This window comes from Pseudomonas sp. ArH3a (assembly GCF_022648765.1).
In the GTDB taxonomy this organism is placed as follows: domain Bacteria; phylum Pseudomonadota; class Gammaproteobacteria; order Pseudomonadales; family Pseudomonadaceae; genus Aquipseudomonas.
The window spans coordinates 2,357,595-2,376,069 of record NZ_CP080330.1 but is presented as its reverse complement, the minus strand read 5'-3'; the positions used below and the strand labels follow the sequence as shown (position 1 = coordinate 2,376,069).

16 protein-coding genes are annotated in these 18,475 nt (G+C 58.2%); 3 read left to right on the top strand and 13 right to left on the bottom strand.

Annotation, left to right across the window (positions count from 1 at the left end; genetic code table 11):
• Positions 1–37: 37 nt before the first annotated feature.
• A complete protein-coding gene (locus K0P33_RS10860) occupies positions 38–1,060 on the bottom strand; it encodes an amidohydrolase family protein (RefSeq protein ID WP_242155190.1) in 1,023 nt (340 codons plus the stop codon).
• Between the two features lie 140 nt (positions 1,061–1,200).
• Here K0P33_RS10860 and K0P33_RS10855 point away from each other — a divergent pair, with 140 nt between their 5' ends.
• On the top strand, positions 1,201–1,617 hold the full coding sequence (locus tag K0P33_RS10855; RefSeq protein WP_094950703.1) for an OsmC family protein: 417 nt from the start codon (positions 1,201–1,203) through the stop codon (positions 1,615–1,617).
• A 64-nt stretch (positions 1,618–1,681) separates the two neighbouring features.
• Complete coding sequence (locus K0P33_RS10850; RefSeq protein WP_094950704.1) at positions 1,682–2,548, top strand: pirin family protein; 867 nt, start codon at positions 1,682–1,684, stop codon at positions 2,546–2,548.
• 122 nt (positions 2,549–2,670) lie between these two features.
• Here the strand turns inward: K0P33_RS10850 and K0P33_RS10845 are convergent, their stop codons facing one another.
• The 4 genes from K0P33_RS10845 to K0P33_RS10830 form a co-directional block, all read right to left on the bottom strand.
• A complete protein-coding gene (locus tag K0P33_RS10845; RefSeq protein WP_094950705.1) occupies positions 2,671–3,399 on the bottom strand; it encodes a dienelactone hydrolase family protein in 729 nt (242 codons plus the stop codon).
• A 66-nt stretch (positions 3,400–3,465) separates the two neighbouring features.
• Entirely contained in the window at positions 3,466–5,370 is a 1,905-nt protein-coding gene (htpG, locus tag K0P33_RS10840; protein WP_094950746.1) for a molecular chaperone HtpG, read from the bottom strand.
• Positions 5,371–5,459: 89 nt separating this feature from the next.
• Positions 5,460–5,912: a PaaI family thioesterase gene (locus K0P33_RS10835; protein WP_094950706.1), complete on the bottom strand. Its 453-nt coding sequence runs from the start codon at positions 5,910–5,912 to the stop codon at positions 5,460–5,462.
• Positions 5,909–6,385 carry a PaaI family thioesterase gene (locus K0P33_RS10830; protein ID WP_094950707.1) on the bottom strand — a complete coding sequence of 159 codons (477 nt, stop codon included), beginning with the start codon at positions 6,383–6,385 and terminating at the stop codon, positions 5,909–5,911. The genes K0P33_RS10835 and K0P33_RS10830 overlap by 4 nt, the downstream gene beginning before the upstream one ends.
• Positions 6,386–6,543: 158 nt before the next feature.
• Here K0P33_RS10830 and K0P33_RS10825 point away from each other — a divergent pair, with 158 nt between their 5' ends.
• Positions 6,544–6,801, top strand: coding sequence for a hypothetical protein (locus K0P33_RS10825; protein WP_094950708.1), 258 nt, complete (start codon positions 6,544–6,546; stop codon positions 6,799–6,801).
• An 84-nt stretch (positions 6,802–6,885) separates the two neighbouring features.
• On the opposite strand, the gene K0P33_RS10820 is transcribed toward K0P33_RS10825, so the two are convergent.
• The 8 genes from K0P33_RS10820 to K0P33_RS10785 all read right to left on the bottom strand — a co-directional run bounded on the left by K0P33_RS10820 (position 6,886) and on the right by K0P33_RS10785 (position 18,475).
• The gene (locus tag K0P33_RS10820; protein ID WP_094950709.1) at positions 6,886–7,644 is read right to left on the bottom strand and encodes a DUF599 family protein; all 759 of its coding nucleotides are present in this window, start codon (positions 7,642–7,644) and stop codon (positions 6,886–6,888) included.
• Positions 7,645–7,876: 232 nt separating this feature from the next.
• Positions 7,877–9,190, bottom strand: coding sequence for a branched-chain amino acid transport system II carrier protein (gene brnQ / locus K0P33_RS10815; RefSeq protein WP_094950710.1), 1,314 nt, complete (start codon positions 9,188–9,190; stop codon positions 7,877–7,879).
• Between the two features lie 428 nt (positions 9,191–9,618).
• Complete coding sequence (gene sucD / locus K0P33_RS10810; RefSeq protein WP_065872666.1) at positions 9,619–10,500, bottom strand: succinate--CoA ligase subunit alpha; 882 nt, start codon at positions 10,498–10,500, stop codon at positions 9,619–9,621.
• The gene (gene sucC / locus K0P33_RS10805) at positions 10,500–11,666 is read right to left on the bottom strand and encodes an ADP-forming succinate--CoA ligase subunit beta (RefSeq protein WP_094950711.1); all 1,167 of its coding nucleotides are present in this window, start codon (positions 11,664–11,666) and stop codon (positions 10,500–10,502) included. Before sucC ends, sucD begins: the two co-directional genes overlap by 1 nt.
• Positions 11,667–11,868: 202 nt before the next feature.
• Positions 11,869–13,305, bottom strand: coding sequence for a dihydrolipoyl dehydrogenase (lpdA, locus tag K0P33_RS10800; RefSeq protein ID WP_094950712.1), 1,437 nt, complete (start codon positions 13,303–13,305; stop codon positions 11,869–11,871).
• A gap of 101 nt (positions 13,306–13,406) precedes the next feature.
• Positions 13,407–14,633 (bottom strand): 2-oxoglutarate dehydrogenase complex dihydrolipoyllysine-residue succinyltransferase, encoded by a 1,227-nt coding sequence (gene odhB / locus K0P33_RS10795; protein WP_242155188.1) that lies wholly within the window; start codon positions 14,631–14,633, stop codon positions 13,407–13,409.
• A gap of 44 nt (positions 14,634–14,677) precedes the next feature.
• A complete protein-coding gene (locus K0P33_RS10790) occupies positions 14,678–17,509 on the bottom strand; it encodes a 2-oxoglutarate dehydrogenase E1 component (protein ID WP_242155187.1) in 2,832 nt (943 codons plus the stop codon).
• Positions 17,510–17,770: 261 nt separating this feature from the next.
• Positions 17,771–18,475: a succinate dehydrogenase iron-sulfur subunit gene (locus K0P33_RS10785; RefSeq protein ID WP_003172807.1), complete on the bottom strand. Its 705-nt coding sequence runs from the start codon at positions 18,473–18,475 to the stop codon at positions 17,771–17,773.

Below are 18,475 nucleotides of genomic sequence, written 5' to 3'. Positions count from 1 at the left end.
GCCCCTGCTCACATTTGCGTAAGACGAAAAGGCGATATCAATGTGCCTGCTCATCGCGAGTGGATTTCGGCAGAGTCGCCAGGAAGTTATCGCGTGCCACCTTGCGGGCTATCGCTTCGGGCAGTGCATCGAGAAACGGATCAAAGCGATGCATTTCCTTACCGAGCTTGTTGAAGCGCCCTACAACGTCCGAACCCACCATAAAGCGCTCCGGGAAACGCTCTACCAGCTTTAACCACTCAGGCCTTGGCTTACCCGCGTCAACGAGCAAGTACGGCGTGAGCATGCTCCAGGACAGGTCGATGTACAGGTTGGGATACGCCTCCAACAGGCGGCTCAAGGTCGGCAGTAGAAAGTCCATCTGCACCTGATGGCGGTGGATCTCCTTGCTGGTACCGGCGTGGGCCCAGATAAAGCGGGTGTGCGGGTGGTTGCGCAGCGATTCTTCCACCTCCGGCAGGTACAGCGGGTTGCGCTCGCGTTTGGAGGTGATATTGGAATGCAGCAGCACCGGCAGGTCGTTTTCGGCGGCAAGGTGATAGATGCGCTTCATGGCTTCGTTGTTGGCACGTGGGGTATCGCCGGCGGTCAAGGCCGTGAGGTCGTCATGGCGCGTGAACACTTCGCCGATGCCCTGCCACAACCCAGGATTGAGATCGAGCATGCGCTGGATATGCGCGGCAGAGTTCTTGTCGTTAGGGTTGAAACCGGACAGAAACGGATGGAAATGCTGACGCTGCTCAGGTGTGAGCTTGTTCAGCGCAGCCGCGACGATCACATCGGTGGCGCTGTACCAATAGGCGTCGGCATCGTCACCGGCGTAGTAACGCGGGCGCTTGGGTTCATCTTCGTGCCATTTTTTGGCCACGGGAATGCCAGAAATCATCACGTGTTCGATGCGAGCGTCGGCCATGGCCTTGAGCAACTTATCCATGCCCGCCGTTTCCTGAAAGAAATCCACGTAATGCAGGTGCGCGTCGCTGTAGGCATAGTCGCGGGCTTGCGCAGCAAGGCTACTGGCGGCGAGTAACAGGGCCAGACTCAGGCGATTCCAGGGCACGGTAAACCTCGATATAGGCTAATACGGGTAGACCTTGCGGCATGTGCCGGGGTTCATCAGCCAAAAAAACGCGGAACACCTAAGTGCCAGCATGCTCTATAACTGCATGACCTTCATCCCGCCAACCTGTGAGGTTCACCATGCCTGTTACCGTCAACACCCTGAACCACGATAACTTTCGCCACAGCGTGAATATCAACAACCACGAACTGTTCACTGACCTGCCCAAGAGCCTGGGCGGCGACGACTCGGCGCCCTCCCCGCACGACTATTTCGATGCCGCCCTGGCATCGTGCAAAGCCTTGACCGTCAAGCTCTACGCCCAGAAAAAAAGCATCCCGCTGACCGGCGTGACCGTGGAAGTCACCCACGACAGTACCGAGGAGCAAAAAGGCAAGTACAAGCTCAGCGTCAAGCTGACCCTCAAAGGCGTGCTCACTGACGAGCAGCGCGACGAGCTGCACCGCGTGGCAGATCGCTGCCCGGTGCACAAGCTGATGACCACGGCTGAGGTCACTATCGAGACGAAATTGTCGGAAGGCGCCTTCAGCCAATAGCGCCAACGCCCTGTCGAGCGGGTTATGCTCACTGCCATCTAACCCGCTCAGACAGGGACGCACCATGACCACCCTCACCGTGATTCGCCCACGCGCCGAAGAGGTTGAAGGCCAGCCGATCCTACGCCCGCTGCCCTCGCGCGAATGCCGCAGCGTCGGGCCTTTTGTGTTTTTCGACCATATGTTGCTCACCCGCTATACAGCCGGCACTGGCATGAACATCCGCCAGCATCCGCATATCGGGCTGTCCACGCTGACCTATCTGTTTGAGGGCGCACTGCAACATAAGGACAGCCTCGGCTCGGACCAGGTGGTGCACGCCGGTGACGTCAGCTGGATGACCGCCGGCAGTGCCATCGCCCACGTCGAGCGAACGCCCGAGGCGCTCAAGGCCGCAGGTTTCAGCCTGCATGGCCTGCAAGTATGGCTGGCCTCGCCTAAGGATCACGAGACCGGGCCAGGGCATTACAGCCATCACTCGGCGGCGAGTTTGCCGGTCAGCGACAATTTGGGCGTGCAGATCCGCCTGATCGCAGGCTCTGGTTTCTGCCTCAAATCGCCGGTGCCAGTGCTGTCGCCAACACTGTATGCCGAAGTGCGGATGCAGACGGCCACGACCCTGCTGATCCCGGATGAGCACGAGGAACGCGCGGTGTATGTGCTGGAGGGTGAAGCGCAGTTGGATGGCGAGGCGTTGGAGGTGCATAGCCTGGCGGTATTGCCTGCGGGGCAGGAAATGACGCTGTTTGCTGAAAGCGATTGCCATCTGGTGGTGTTTGGCGGCGCGCCGCTGGATGGGCCACGGCGGATCAATTGGAACTTCGTGGCGAGCGACGCGGCCATGATCGAACAAGCGCGGCAGCGTTGGGCGGCTGGGGATTGGCCGACGGTGCCGGGCGAAACTGAAAGGATTGAGTTGCCTGTGAAATAGCTTTGGATGATCGTTCCCACGCTCTGCGTGGGAACGCAGCCCGTGACGCTCCGCGTCACAAAGAGCAGACGCAGAGCGTCTAGCCAGGCATTCCCACGCGGAGCGTGGGAACGATCACATGGTCAGCCCTTGAACACTTCATCCAGCAAGTTATGCATCGACTGGAACGCCCGCGCAGCGGTCTTCGCGTCGTACATCATCTTGCCCGGCACATTGGCGTGCGGGTCGGTGAAGGAATGCACCGCACCGCCGTAGCTCAGCAACTGCCAATCCACACCGGCTGCGTTCATTTCATCTTCAAACGCCGGCAGCTGTTCTTTGGGCACCAATGGGTCGGACGCGCCGTGCAGCACCAACACCGAGCCCTTGACGTTCTTCGCGCCAACCGGGTTCTGCGTGTCGATAGTGCCGTGGAACGATACGGCAGCCTTCAAGGGCGCGCCGGTACGCGCAAGCTCCAGCGAGCAGAAACCGCCAAAGCAGAAGCCGAAGGTCGCCAGCTTGGAGGCGTCCACGGCCGCTTCGGTTTGGCTTTGCAGTTGCTCAAACGCTGCCTGCATACGCTTGATCAGTACCGGGTTGTCATTCTTCAACGGCATCATCGCCGCGCCCGCTTCATCGCCATTTGAGGGGCGTACGGTTTGCCCGTACAGGTCGGCGATCAGCACCACGTAGCCCTTGGCGGCAACGCTTTTGGCGATGTCTTCGGCACCCGCACTCACACCCATCCAGTTCGGCGCCATCAGCAGGCCCGGCAGCGGGCCTTTGTGGCTGGCATCGAAGGCCAGGCGACTTTCATAAGACTGGCCATCAATCTGATAGACCACGGAACGTACTGTGACTTGGCTCATCATTTACTCCAGTTGGGATGCGTTAAACAAAAAAAACCCGCCGAAGCGGGTTTTTCTACAACGGTGTTAAACCGACAGTTCAACCAACAGCTTGTTCAGTCGGCGCACGTAAGCGGCCGGGTCTTTCAAGCTGTCCCCAGCGGCCAGGGCCGCCTGATCGAAGAGGATGTGCGACAGGTCGCCAAAACGCTCTTCGCTTTGCTCGCCGTCAAGTTTCTCGATCAGCGGGTGAGCCGGGTTGAATTCGAAGATCGGCTTGGAATCCGGAACCTTCTGACCGCTGGCTTCGAGGATCTGACGCATCTGCATGCCCAAGTCCTGCTCGCCGATGGCCAGAATCGCAGGGGAGTCGGTCAGACGGTGCGAAACCCGCACTTCGCTGACCGCATCGCCCAAGGCTGTCTTGATCCGCTCAACCAGACCTTCTTTGGCCTTGGCGACTTCTTCGGCTTCTTTCTTCTCTTCTTCGGAGTCCAGGTTACCCAGGTCCAGGTCACCACGGGCTACGTCGACGAAGGTCTTGCCGTCGAACTCGCTGAGGTAGCTCATCAGCCACTCATCGATACGGTCCGTCAGCAGCAGCACTTCGATGCCTTTCTTGCGGAAGACTTCCAGGTGCGGGCTGTCTTTGACGGCTTCGTATTTCTCGCCGGTCAGGTAGTAGATCTTGTCCTGACCTTCCTTAGCGCGGGCCAGGTACTCGGCCAGGGAGACGATTTGCTCCGCATCGCTGCCTTGAGTCGAGGCAAACCGCAGCAAGCCGGCGATTTTTTCCTTGTTGGCAAAGTCTTCCGCCGGGCCTTCTTTCATGACCTGACCGAAGTTTTTCCAGAAACCCTTGTATTGCTCAGGCTCGTTCTTCGCCAGTTTTTCCAGCATGTCGAGCACGCGCTTGGTCAGCGCCGACTTCATGGAGTCGATGATCGGGTCTTTCTGCAGGATTTCCCGCGACACGTTCAGCGACAGGTCGTTGGAGTCGACCACGCCTTTGATGAAGCGCAGGTACAGCGGCAGGAAGGACTCCGCCTGATCCATCACGAACACACGCTGCACGTACAGCTTCAGGCCTTTAGGCGCTTCACGCTGGTACAGGTCGAACGGAGCACGCGCCGGTACGTAGAGCAGCGAGCTGTATTCCAGCTTGCCTTCGACCTTGTTGTGGCTCCAGCTCAGCGGGTTTTCGTAATCGTGAGCGATGTGCTTGTAGAACTCCTGGTATTCCTCATCCTTCACCTCGGTGCGAGGGCGCGTCCACAGGGCGCTGGCGCGGTTGACCACTTCCCATTCCAGGGCAGGCTGCTCTTCGCCTTCAGGGGCTGCTTGTTCTTTCGGCAGCTCGATCGGCAGTGCAATGTGGTCGGAGTACTTCTTGATGATGTTGCGCAGACGCCAGCCATCGGCGAATTCATCTTCAGCGGATTTGAGGTGCAGCACGATGCGGGTGCCACGGTCAGCCTTATCGATGGTGGCGATTTCGAACTCGCCTTCACCTTTGGACGACCAGTGCACGCCTTCGCTGGCGTCGAGGCCGGCGCGACGGCTGAATACTTCTACCTTGTCGGCGACGATGAAGGCCGAGTAGAAGCCCACACCGAATTGACCGATCAGGTGCGAATCTTTCTTCTGGTCGCCCGACAGGTTCTTCATGAAATCGGCGGTGCCGGATTTGGCGATGGTACCCAGGTGGGTGATCGCGTCTTCACGGCTCATGCCGATGCCGTTATCTTCGAGGGTGACGGTTTTGGCGTCTTTATCGAAGCTCACACGGATTTTCAGCTCGGCGCCACCTTCCAGCAACTCAGGCTTGGAGAGGGCTTCGAAACGTAATTTGTCGACAGCGTCAGAGGCGTTCGAGATCAATTCGCGAAGGAAGATTTCCTTGTTGGAATACAGCGAATGGATCATGAGGTGCAGCAGTTGCTTCACCTCGGTCTGGAAGCCCAGGGTTTCCTTTTGAGTTTCCACACTCATGGTCATCAAACTCCAATTGGATGGCAGTGGCCGCGCCCTTGAGGGTTGGCGGCGGGTTGTCATCAAAGTTGGGGGCTAAGACCAGGATTTCAAGGGCGCGCCGATTCCTCAATTTTGAAATGTGCACGGGCGGTGGCAATCGGTTCGGCCGGGGTGCTTTGCCAGGCGGTGATCGCCACATTGGCAACCCGGCGGCCTTGGCGCCACACCTGGCATTTGGCGTAAGTGTCGCGGAACTGCCCGGCGCGCAGGTAATCCAGGGAAAAGTCGATGATTTTCGGCAGGCCCGGCGCACCGGTAAATACCAGCAAATGTAACGCCGCCGACAGCTCCATGAAGCCGGCAATCACCCCTCCGTGCAGCGCCGGCAATATCGGGTTACCAATGTTGTCCTTGTTGGCCGGCAGGCGGAACAGCAATTCATCGCCCAAACGCGTGCATTCGATGCCGATCAGCTTGGCGTAGGGCACAAGGTTGAGCAGAGCCTCGTAGTCACCGCGCTCATGGGCCTGTTCGAGACGGGTTTTGAATCGATGTGTCATGCCTGCTCTCCCTTGATCGTGCTGCCCAATCCTTGTGCGCCCTTAAGGCGCTTGCCCATGCGCATGAACGTGCCTACCACATGGGCAATGGGCTGTTGCGGGTCATCCTGATAGGCGAAACCACGGGTGAAAATCACGTCGGTGGTGACCCGGTAGCACTGCGCAAAGCCATACACCGGTTTGTGCGGCTCGGCGGGATGCATGTAGTCGATACGCAGGTCCAGGGTCGGGCATACCTCGAACTCGGGCAATACGCACAACGTGGCCATGCCGCAGGCGGTGTCCATCAAAGAGGTCAGCGCGCCACCGTGAATCACGCCGGTTTGCGGGTCGCCGACGATAGAGGGCGCGTAAGGCAGCAGCAGCGTGATGCCCTCCAAGCCTGCTGCATGAACGGTAATGCCCAGCACCTGACAATGGCGCAGAGCCGAAACAAAGCGCGTGGCGCGCTCCTGCAAGGGATTTTCGGTCATGTGTACAGACTCTTATTAGTGTTGACGGGTGGAGTATGGGATGACGGGTGAAAGTTCCTTGAGGGCCGTGTTTTATATATCTTTGAAACAAAAGGAACTAATGCTGGCTGCCCAAGCTCGAAAGGCCAGTAGATATCTTCAATAAGGAGAAACACCCAATGCGCAAGACTTTAGCTATTTCCATGATGCTCGCCGCTGCCCTCGGCCTCGCTGCCTGCGATAAAAAATCCGAAGACAAAGCCCAAGATGCAGCTTCGCATTCTGAGCAAGCTCAGAAAGACATGGCCAAAGCTCAGGATAAAGTGAACGACGCTGCGAAAGAAAACGCCGATGCTGCCAAAGCTCAGGCTGAATCGAACGCTGCCGCCGCGAAAGAAGCAGCACCTGCCACACCAGCAGAACCTGCCAAGCAATAATCGCCTGGCTATTGCTGCAAAAAAGCCCGCTTATATAGCGGGCTTTTCTTTGTCTGCTGTTTTATCCGTGGCAAAAAAGTTGGACTAACCTTGCGGCCCGAGTGAAGACACCGTTTCTTTAGCCACTTCCGATACCGGCATGTCGGTCGGGGTATATACCATCACTTGCAATACGTCGGAATGAAACTCTCGGCGATACAGCACCACTACGACGCCGCTGCTCATCAACATGAACAACCACGGGCTGACAAACCAAGCCAGCATGGTCATGCCGAAGTAATAAGCACGCAGCCCAAAGTTGAATTGGTTGGCCGCCATGGAAATCACCCGCGCCGCCCGCAGGGCAAATGCCTTGCGCTCCTGCTCCGACACATGGCGCTCACCGATCATCGGCGCCGACCCCACCAGCACCGCCGCAAAGTTGTATTGGCGCATGCACCAGCTGAACGTGAAGAAGGCGTAGACGAACACCAGCGCCAGGCACAGCAGTTTGATTTCCGACATGCCCTGAGAGGCTTGCTGCACCATGGGTATGTCCGCCAGCAACGACACCGCCCGCTCGGAAGCGCCCAGTACGGTGAGAATACCGGCGAGGATGATCAGCGTGCTGGAGGCGAAAAACGAGGCGTTGCGCTCCAGGTTGCCGACCACGCTGGCGTCGGCAATACGGTTATCGCGCAGCAGCATGCGGCGCATCCAGTCTTCACGATACAGGTGCAGCACGCTGGCCAGGCACGCGGTGTCACGGGCTTTCCAGGTGGCGTAACGGGTGTAACCGCCCCAGCACAGGACGAACCACAGCGCGGCAAGCAGGTGTATCTGGTTGGTTTCGACGAACGACATGCGGGTCCTTAGACACAGTGGATGGGGACGAACGTGGTTCAACATGTGGAGGCTGGCTTGCCTGCGACGGCGTCTGTGCAGTCACTACCGCGCCGTCTGGTCCGCCGCTGTCGCAGGCAAGCCTGACCCCACATTGACCGAACTCCAACTTTAGAGGGTTGTAGTCATACACGCATAAAAAATGCCCCGTATCGATTGATACGGGGCATTTCGGTACAGCCCAGAAGCTACGTTAAGCGATGGCTTCGCTACGCTTGCCGAGCATACGGTCAACCAACACGGCAACGGCCAACGTCATCACCGACGGTACCAGCCACGCCAGGCCTTGCTCGCTCAGCGGCAGGTGCGCCAGTTGGGTCGGCATCCAATCCGCCAGGCCCGCGCCCTTGAGTGCATCGATGCAGCCAAAGATGAACGACACCAGCATCACCGGACCAACGATACGGCCCTGCTCCAGCCAGAAGTCTTTGCAGAAGCTCAGCGCCACCAACACGATGCACGGCGGGTAGATCGCCGTGAGCACCGGGATCGAGAAGGCAATCAGCTTGGTCAGGCCCAGGTTGGACACGAACAACGAGAACAGCGCCAGGATTACGACCAGTGTCTTGTAGGACAGCGGCAGGATTTTGCTGAAGTACTCGGCACAGGCGCAGGTCAGGCCCACGGCGGTTACCAGGCACGCCAGGGAGATCAGCACGGCGAGGAAGCCGCTGCCCAGGGAGCCGAAGGTGTGTTGCACGTAAGCGTGCAGCACGGCGGCGCCGTTACCGGCACCGGCGGCCACGGCATGGCTGCCAGAACCCAGACGGAAGAGGCTGATGTACACCAGCGCCAGGCCCACGCCGGCAATCAGCCCAGCAATGATCGCGTAACGGGTGATCAACTGTGGCGATTCAACACCACGGGAACGGATAGCATTGACGATGACGATACCGAACACCAGCGCGCCCAGGGTATCCATGGTCAGGTAGCCATTGATAAAGCCTTGGGAAAACGGTGCGGCGACGTATTCCGGCGTGGCAACGCCGATGTCACCGGCCGGCAAGGCAAACGCGGCGATACCGAGGATCGCCAAGGCGATGATTTTCAGCGGTGCCAGGAAGCGACCGACGGTGTCCAGCAGGCGGCCCGGGTACAGAGAAACAAAGAACACCACCAGAAAATACACCGAGCTGTAGAGGAACAGCGCCAGCGGGCTTTCGCCGGTCAGCGGCGCCAGGCCCACTTCAAACGAAACGGTCGCGGTACGCGGGGTGGCGAATAGCGGCCCTACCGCCAAGTACGCCGCCGCCGCGAGCAGGCCGCCGGCGATCTTGCCGATCGGGCTGCTCAGCGCGTCCATACCGCCGCCGACCTTGGCCAGGGCGATCACAGTGACCACCGGCAGACCGACCGCGGTGATCAGGAAGCCCAGCGCCGCCATCCAGACATGAGGCCCGGACTGCAAACCAACGATAGGCGGAAAGATGATGTTGCCGGCGCCCACGAACAGGGCAAAAGTCATAAAGCCTAACGCCAGGACATCCTGGCTTTTCAACACTTTCATTTGAGGAAATACCACACTACTGAATCGGAATTTAGAGAGGGATTCCCTATGGATGAGGGAACTGCTGCCGGTCCTTATGGGGACCGACCGGTCTAGCGCGCGGCTTCCTTTTGAGATGCGGGCGCATAAAGAGGCGGCTAGCCTAACGAATTTGGGCGACAAACGCACTGTTGCGGGGCGAACTGTCCGATAAGCGACATCCAAATGTCGCATTTTCATACTTAAATTTGGCAATACAGACCCATGTGGGAGCTGGCTTGCCTGCGATGCGGGCGACTCGGTCCATCAGGCAAACCGCGTCGATGCTATCGCAGGTAAGCCAACTCCCACAGGTGGACGGGGCATCCAATCTGATGAGAATACCCAGAATGCACAAAGGCCACCCGAAGGTGGCCTTTGCTTGGTAAAGCGTCAGCTAAGCGCGAGGCTTACTTGACAGCCCAACCGGTCAGCTCGGACAAAGCCTTGCCGATGTCTGCCAGCGAACGCACGGTTTTAACGCCTGCGTCTTCAAGGGCAGCAAACTTCTCGTCTGCAGTGCCTTTGCCGCCAGAGATGATTGCGCCAGCATGGCCCATGCGCTTGCCCGCAGGGGCAGTCACACCAGCGATGTAGGAAACAACTGGCTTGGTCACGTGGGCCTTGATGTAGGCAGCCGCTTCTTCTTCAGCCGAACCGCCGATCTCACCGATCATTACGATCGCTTCGGTCTTCGGGTCTTCCTGGAACAGCTTCAGGATGTCGATGAAGTTGGAGCCTGGGATCGGGTCACCGCCGATGCCGACGCAAGTCGACTGACCGAAACCGGCGTCAGTAGTTTGCTTAACAGCTTCGTAAGTCAGGGTGCCGGAACGCGAAACGATACCGACTTTACCTGGCAAGTGAATGTGACCTGGCATGATGCCGATCTTGCATTCGCCTGGGGTGATCACGCCTGGGCAGTTAGGGCCGATCAGGGTAACACCCAGCTCGTCGCACTTAACTTTAGCGTCCAGCATGTCCAGGGTAGGAATGCCTTCGGTGATGCAAACGATCAGCTTGATGCCGCCGAATGCTGCTTCCAGGATGGAGTCCTTGCAGAAAGGAGCTGGAACGTAGATCACGCTGGCAGTGGCGCCAGTGGTTTCTACTGCTTCTTTCACGGTGTTGAACACTGGCAGGCCCAGGTGCTCGGTGCCGCCTTTGCCCGGAGTAACGCCACCCACCATCTTGGTGCCGTATTCGATGGCTTGCTGGGTGTGGAAACTACCTTGCGAACCGGTAATACCCTGGCAGATAACTTTGGTGTCTTTATTGATCAGGACGCTCATTATTTGCCCTCCGCAGCTTTGACAACTTGTTGAGCAGCGTCGGTCAGGCTGGTAGCCGCGATGATGTTCAAACCGCTTTCTGCCAGTACTTTAGCGCCCAGTTCAGCGTTGTTACCTTCAAGGCGAACAACAACCGGGATTTTAACGCCGACTTCTTTCACTGCACCGATGATGCCTTCGGCAATCATGTCGCAACGAACGATGCCGCCGAAGATGTTAACCAATACTGCAGCGACGTTGGAGTCGGACAGGATGATTTTGAAGGCTTCGGTTACGCGTTCTTTGGTAGCACCACCGCCCACGTCGAGGAAGTTGGCTGGTTTGCCGCCATGCAGGTTGACGATGTCCATGGTACCCATGGCCAGGCCAGCACCGTTGACCATGCAACCGATGTTACCTTCCAGGGCTACGTAGTTCAGCTCGAACTTGGCAGCGTGCGCTTCGCGCGGATCGTCTTGCGACGGATCGTGGAAAGTCTTCAGCTTAGGCTGACGGTACATGGCGTTGGCGTCGATGTTGATCTTGGCATCGAGGCAATGCAGATCGCCGTCAGCCTTGATCACCAGCGGGTTCACTTCCAGCAGGGCCAGATCGTGATCCTTGAACAGTTTGGCCAGACCTACGAAGATCTTGGCGAACTGGGTAACTTGCTTGCCTTCCAGGCCCAGCTGGAAAGCCAGCTCGCGACCCTGGAATGGCTGAGCGCCAACCAGTGGATCGATGGTGGCTTTCAGAATTTTTTCTGGGGTTTCGTGAGCGATCTTCTCGATGTCCACGCCACCTTCGGTGGAAGCCATGAACACGATGCGACGGCTCGAACGGTCAACGACAGCGCCCAGGTACAGCTCTTTAGCGATATCAGTGCACGATTCAACCAGGATCTTGGTGACTGGTTGGCCATTGGCATCAGTCTGGTAAGTCACCAGACGCTTGCCCAGCCACTGCTGTGCGAAGGCCTTGGCGTCTTCTTTGCTGCGAACCAGCTTAACGCCGCCCGCTTTACCGCGACCACCAGCGTGGACCTGGGCTTTGACAACCCACTCGGTACCACCGATTTTGTCGCAAGCTTCTGCTGCTGCTTCCGGGGTGTCTACTGCGTAACCCTTGGATACTGGCAGGCCGTATTCAGCGAACAGCTGCTTACCCTGATACTCGTGAAGATTCATGCTTTTTACCGTCTTCGTTAGGTACTGCGCATTCGGCGCTGCGCTCATTATGAGTGCCGCGCCACCTGTGACTGCTGCTTGCACAACTTCCAAGGCTTAACGCCCGTAAAGCTGCGCAAGACTGCGTCCAGCGGACATTCCGCGGTGAGTCTTGCGCGCAAGGCTCACGACGGGCAACCGCCGTGGTTTCTTATTATCTCGCTTAGCGCTTCTTCTTGTTGGCGATGTGGATGGCGCCGCCATTCACTGCCAACGCTGCTTCATGCAACGCTTCGGACAGGGTCGGATGGGAGAAGACCATCATGCCCAGGTCTTCGGCACTGGTGCCGAATTCCATGCCGATCGCGCCTTGCTGAACCAGTTCTGCTGCGCTTGGACCAATCACGTGGACGCCCAATACGCGGTCAGTCTTGGCATCAGCGATGACTTTGACGAAACCACCGGTGTCGTTGGCTGCCATGGCACGGCCAGAAGCAGCAAACGGGAAGGTGCCGACGTTAACTTCAACGCCTTCAGCTTTCAACTGCTGTTCGTTCTTACCGACCCATGCAATTTCCGGGTGTGTGTAGATAACAGACGGGATCAGGTCGTAGTTCATCTGGGTTTTGTGACCCTTGATGCGCTCGACAACCATGATGCCTTCTTCGGAAGCTTTGTGCGCCAGCATCATGCCGCGAACCACGTCGCCGATGGCGTACACGCCTGGAACGGTGGTAGCGCAGTGATCGTCAACGTGGATGAAACCACGCTCGTCGATATTCACGCCACTGTCGGAAGCCAGCAGGTCGGTGGTCACTGGACGGCGACCCACGGCTACGATCAGCTTGTCGAAGGTGATGGTCTGCTCGCCTTCTTTATTGGTGTAGGTCACCACGACTTCTTCGCCGTTGACCTTGGAACCGGTAACACGGGCGCCCAGCTTGATGTCCAGACCTTGTTTGGTCAGGGTTTTCAACGCTTCTTTGGACACCGCGGTGTCGGCAGCCAGCAGGAACGTGTCCAGGGCTTCCAGAACGGTCACTTCGGAACCCAGGCGGGCCCATACCGAACCCAGTTCCAGACCGATTACGCCAGCGCCGATCACGCCCAGACGCTTAGGAACGGATTGGAATTCCAGGGCACCGGTCGAATCAACGATCACGTTCTGGTCAACTGGAGCAGGCGGAATGTCGATTGGGCGCGAGCCTGGCGCCAGGATCACGTTCTCGGCTTCGATGACTTCTACCGAACCGTCAGGCTTGGTGATTTCAATTTTCTTGCCGGCCAGCAGCTTGCCGTGACCTTGCAGAGAAGTAACGCCGTTGGCCTTGAACAAGGTGGCAACGCCGGAAGTCAGGCCTTTAACGATGTTGGCTTTACGGCCGACCATTGCTGGCACGTCCATGGTCACGCCAGCATGGTTGATGCCGTGGATCGCGAAACCGCTTTGGGCTTCGTGGAATTTCCAGGAGCTGTCCAGCAGCGCCTTGGAAGGAATGCAACCGACGTTCAGGCAAGTACCGCCCAGCGCCAGTTTGCCTTCCTTGTCGGTGTATTTTTCGATGCAAGCAGTCGAGAGGCCCAGTTGTGCGGCCTTGATCGCGGCAACGTAGCCGCCAGGACCAGCACCAATCACTACAACGTCAAATTTCTGCGACATGAAAATAGTTCCTCTATTTAGCAGCAAGCTTTCAAGCCGCAAGCCCCAAGCCCAGCTGCCTTATCCGGCAGCCTGTCACTTGAGGCCTGCAGCTGCTTCTATCAGATATCCAGCAGCAGACGAGCCGGGTCTTCCAGCAGGTTCTTGATGGTCACCAGGAAAGTCACGGCTTCTTTACCATCGATCAGGCGGTGATCGTAAGACAGTGCCAAGTACATCATTGGGCGGATCACGACTTGGCCGTTGATGGCCATTGGACGCTGGATGATGTTGTGCATGCCCAGGATCGCAGCTTGCGGCGGGTTGACGATCGGGGTCGACATCATCGAACCGAAGGTACCACCGTTGGTGATGGTGAAGGTACCGCCGGTCATCTCGTCGATGGTCAGCTTGCCGTCACGGGCTTTTTTACCGAAGCCAGCGATGCCGCCTTCGATTTCAGCCAGGCTCATCAGCTCGGCGTTACGCAGAACCGGAACCACCAGGCCACGGTCGCTGGACACGGCAACGCCGACGTCTGCATAGCCGTGGTAAACGATGTCGCTGCCGTCGATGGAAGCGTTGACTGCCGGGAAGCGCTTCAGCGCTTCGGTGGCCGCTTTCACGAAGAACGACATGAAGCCCAGGCGCACGCCGTTGTGGGACTTCTCGAACAGGTCTTTGTACTTCGAACGCAGGGCCATGACTTCGGTCATGTCGACTTCGTTGAAGGTGGTCAGCATCGCCATGTTCGACTGTGCTTCAACCAGGCGCTTGGCCACGGTGGCACGTACCCGAGTCATCGGTACGCGCTTCTCGGTGCGGTCGCCAGCGGCGAACACAGGCGCAGCGGCAGCCGGGGCAGCAGCCTTGGCAGGTGCGGCAGCTGGAGCGTTTTTCTTGGCTTCAACCGCGGCAACCACGTCTTCCTTGGTCACACGGCCGTCTTTGCCGGTGCCCTTGATGGACGCCAGGTTGATGCCGTTTTCTTCAGCCAGTTGACGAGCAGCCGGTGCGGCGATTGGGTCTTCGCCACCAGCAGCCGGAGCGGCAGCTGGAGCAGAAGCCGCGGCCGGTGCAGCAGCGGCGGCAGCAGGAGCAGCGGCAGCGCTGCCCTCTTCGATCGAGCCCAGAACCTGGTTCGACAGAACGGTAGCGCCTTCTTCGGCAACGATTGCGCCCAGCACGCCGTCAGCTTCAGCCAACACTTCGAGCACGACTTTGTCGGTTTCGATGTCGACGATCAGGTCGTCACGCTTGACGGCCTCGCCTGGTTTCTTGTGCCAGGTGGCAACGGTGCCATCGGCAACCGATTCCGGGAATGACGGGGCTTTGATTTCGATAGCCATTATCTGTGGGTCCTTAAAATTCGGTTTCAGTCAGCGCGAAGGCGTTAAACAGTGAAAGCATCTTGCAGCAGTTTTTCCTGCTGCTCGGCGTGCATCGACGCATAACCACACGCAGGTGCAGCAGAAGCATCACGACCGGCGTACTCAAGGCCAAGGCCTGTCTTGTGGTTACCGACGCTGCGACGCAAATGATGCTGGCTGCTGTACCACGCGCCCTGGTTCATCGGTTCTTCCTGGCACCACACCGCGTTGGTGAGGTTGGTGTAAGGCGCGATGGCCTCCATCAGGTCGTCTTCCGGGAACGGGTAAAGCTGCTCGATCCGCACGATGGCGATGTCTTCGCGGCCTTCGGCACGGCGTTTTTCCAGCAAATCGTAGTAAACCTTGCCGCTGCACAGGATCAGGCGAGTGACCTTGGCCGCGTCGAGGGTGTCGATTTCTGAAATAACGGTCTGGAACGAACCGTCGGCCAGATCTTCCAGGGTCGAGATGGCCAATTTGTGACGCAACAACGATTTCGGAGTCAGCACTACCAGCGGTTTGCGCAGCGGGCGGATCACCTGACGACGCAACAGGTGGTAGATCTGGGCCGGGGTAGTCGGCACGCACACCTGGATGTTGTGCTCAGCGCACAACTGCAGGTAACGCTCCAGACGGGCCGAGGAGTGCTCCGGACCCTGACCTTCATAACCGTGTGGCAGCAGCATGGTCAGACCGCACAAACGGCCCCACTTGTGCTCGCCGCTGGTGATGAACTGGTCGATAACCACCTGGGCACCGTTGGCGAAGTCGCCGAACTGGGCTTCCCAGATCACCAGCGCCTGAGGCGTGGTGGTCGAGTAACCGTATTCGAACGCCAGTACGGCTTCTTCGGACAGGAACGAATCGTACAGGTCGAAACGTGGCTGGCCTTCATACAGGTTCTGCAACGGGATGTAGGTGCCCGCGTCTTTCTGGTTGTGCAATACCGCGTGACGGTGCGAGAACGTACCACGGCCGATGTCCTGGCCGGTCATGCGGATCGGGTGACCTTCGAACGCCAGGGTCGCGTACGCCATGGTTTCGGCGTAACCCCAGTTGATCGGCAGGCCACCGGCTTGCATCTTCTGACGGTCTTCGTAGATCTTCGAAACCTGGCGCTGCACCACGAAGCCTTCTGGAATTTCCAGCAGCTTGGCGGACAGTTCCTGCAGGGTCTTGAGGTCGAACGAGGTGTCGTGACGCGCCGTCCAGGCGTGGCCCAGGTACGGGCGCCAGTCCACGAACAGCTCTTTGTTCGGCTCTTTAACCAGGCTTTTTACAACATGCAGACCGTTGTCCAGCGCGTTGCGGTACTCATCGACTTTCGCCTGAACACGCGCATCGTCAACCACTCCGGCCTTGGTCAGGCTTTCGGCGTACAGCTCACGAGTGGTGCGCTGCTTGGTGATCTGCTGGTACATCAACGGCTGGGTGCCGCTCGGCTCATCCGCTTCGTTGTGACCGCGACGGCGGTAGCAAACCAGGTCGATGACCACGTCACGCTTGAACTGCATGCGGTAGTCGATGGCGAGTTGGGTCACGAACAACACGGCTTCCGGATCATCACCATTCACATGGAGGATCGGCGCCTGGATCATCTTGGCAACGTCGGTCGCGTACTCGGTAGAGCGTGCGTCCAGCGGGTTGCTGATGGTGAAACCCACCTGGTTGTTGATGACGATGTGAACCGTACCGCCGGTCTTGAAGCCGCGAGTCTGCGACATCTGGAACGTTTCCAGGACCACACCCTGACCGGCGAATGCCGCGTCACCGTGGATGGAAATCGGCAGGACTTTTTCACCGGTGGAATCGTTACGGCGATCCTGGCGAGCACGCACCGAACCCTCGACCACTGGAGAAACGATTTCCAGGTGGGATGGGTTAAAGGCCATGGCCAGGTGAACTTCACCGCCGGTGGTCATCACGTTGGACGAGAAGCCCTGGTGGTATTTAACGTCACCGGAACCCAGCTCGACTTTCTTCTTGCCTTCGAACTCGTCGAACAGCTCGCGCGGGTTCTTGCCGAAGGTGTTGACCAACACGTTCAGGCGACCACGGTGAGCCATGCCGATCACGATTTCCTTGGTGCCGTAGGAACCGGAACGCTGGATCAGCTCGTCGAGCATTGGAATCAGGCTTTCGCCGCCTTCCAGGCCGAAACGCTTGGTGCCCGGGTATTTGGTACCCAGGTATTTCTCGAGGCCTTCGGCTGCGGTCACGCGCTCCAGCAGGTGGCTGCGCACATCGTCGGACAATACCGGACGGCCACGCACACCTTCCAGACGATGCTGGAACCAGTGGCGCTGCTCAGAATCGGTGATGTGCGTGAATTCAGCGCCGATGGTGCGGCAATATGTCTGCTGCAACGCTTCGTGAATTTCGCGTAGGCTCGCTTCCTCTTTGCCGATGAACAGGTCGCCGGCACGGAAGGTCGTATCAAGATCGGCATTGGTCAAGCCGTAATGATTGATCGACAGGTCTGCAGGTGCAGGACGCTGCCAGAGCCCCAGCGGGTCAAGCTGGGCCGCCTGGTGGCCACGCATACGGTAGGCCTGGATCAGTCGCAATACTTCAACTTGCTTCTTCTCGTGCTCACTGCTCACGCTCCCGGCGGAAACCGGCTGAGCGCGGCGCTGGTTCTTTGCCAGCAGCACAAACTGATCGCGAATTGTTGCGTGCGATACATCGGTGGCAGCGTTGCCGTCTGAAGACAACGTCTGAAATTTGGTGCGCCATTCTTCTGGCACAGCGTTAGGGTCGTGCAGGTAGAGCTCATAAAGCTCTTCCACATAGGCAGCGTTACCACCTGAAAGATAGCCGCTGTTCCACATGCGCTGCATCACGCTTTCTTGCATGCTTGGTCACCCTCGATTTGGGGACACCACCGGCGAAAACACCGAGTTTGCTTGCAAAAGGCCAAGTGCAGCGACCAAAACAAGCCACTTAGGATCACGCTGATAGTTCGGGTACCAACCCGAATGCCCCTGCTTGTCTCATTTCTTCAAAATAAGAGCCGCGGCTTTGTAAGTCGCTGCTCAAGTTAAAACTACGGCGCCGGTTGAAGCCTGCGCCGTAGCATTTACGGGCACAACGGTCCTGCTTTGCTACAACGTCGCTTACACGCCGCTTTGCAGCAGCATGTTACGGATGTGACCAATGGCCTTAGTCGGGTTCAGGCCTTTGGGACATACGTTGACGCAGTTCATGATCCCACGGCAGCGGAATACGCTGAACGGGTCATCCAGTGAAGCCAGGCGCTCGGACGTCTTGGTGTCACGGCTGTCTGCCAGGAAGCGGTACGCTTGCAGCAGGGCAGCTGGACCCAGGAACTTGTCCGGGTTCCACCAGAAGGACGGGCACGAAGTCGAGCAGCAAGCGCACAGGATGCACTCGTACAGACCGTCGAGCTTTTCACGCTCTTCAGGGGACTGCAGACGCTCGATGGCCGGAGCCGGCGTGTCGTTCTGCAGGAACGGCTTAACTTTCTCGTATTGCTTGTAGAAGATGCTCATATCGACGACCAGGTCACGGATAACCGGCAAACCTGGCAGAGGACGAACGATCAGCTTGTTGCCTTTAACCACGGCGGACAGCGGCGTGATGCACGCCAGGCCGTTTTTGCCGTTTATGTTCATGCCGTCGGAACCGCACACACCTTCACGGCAAGAGCGACGATAAGAAAAACCTTCGTCCTGCTCTTTGATCAGTGCCAATACATCCAGCACCATCAGGTCTTTACCACCGGTATCGACCTGAAATTCCTGCATGAACGGCGCAGCGTCCTGATCAGGGTTGTAGCGGTAAACACTGACTTTCAACAT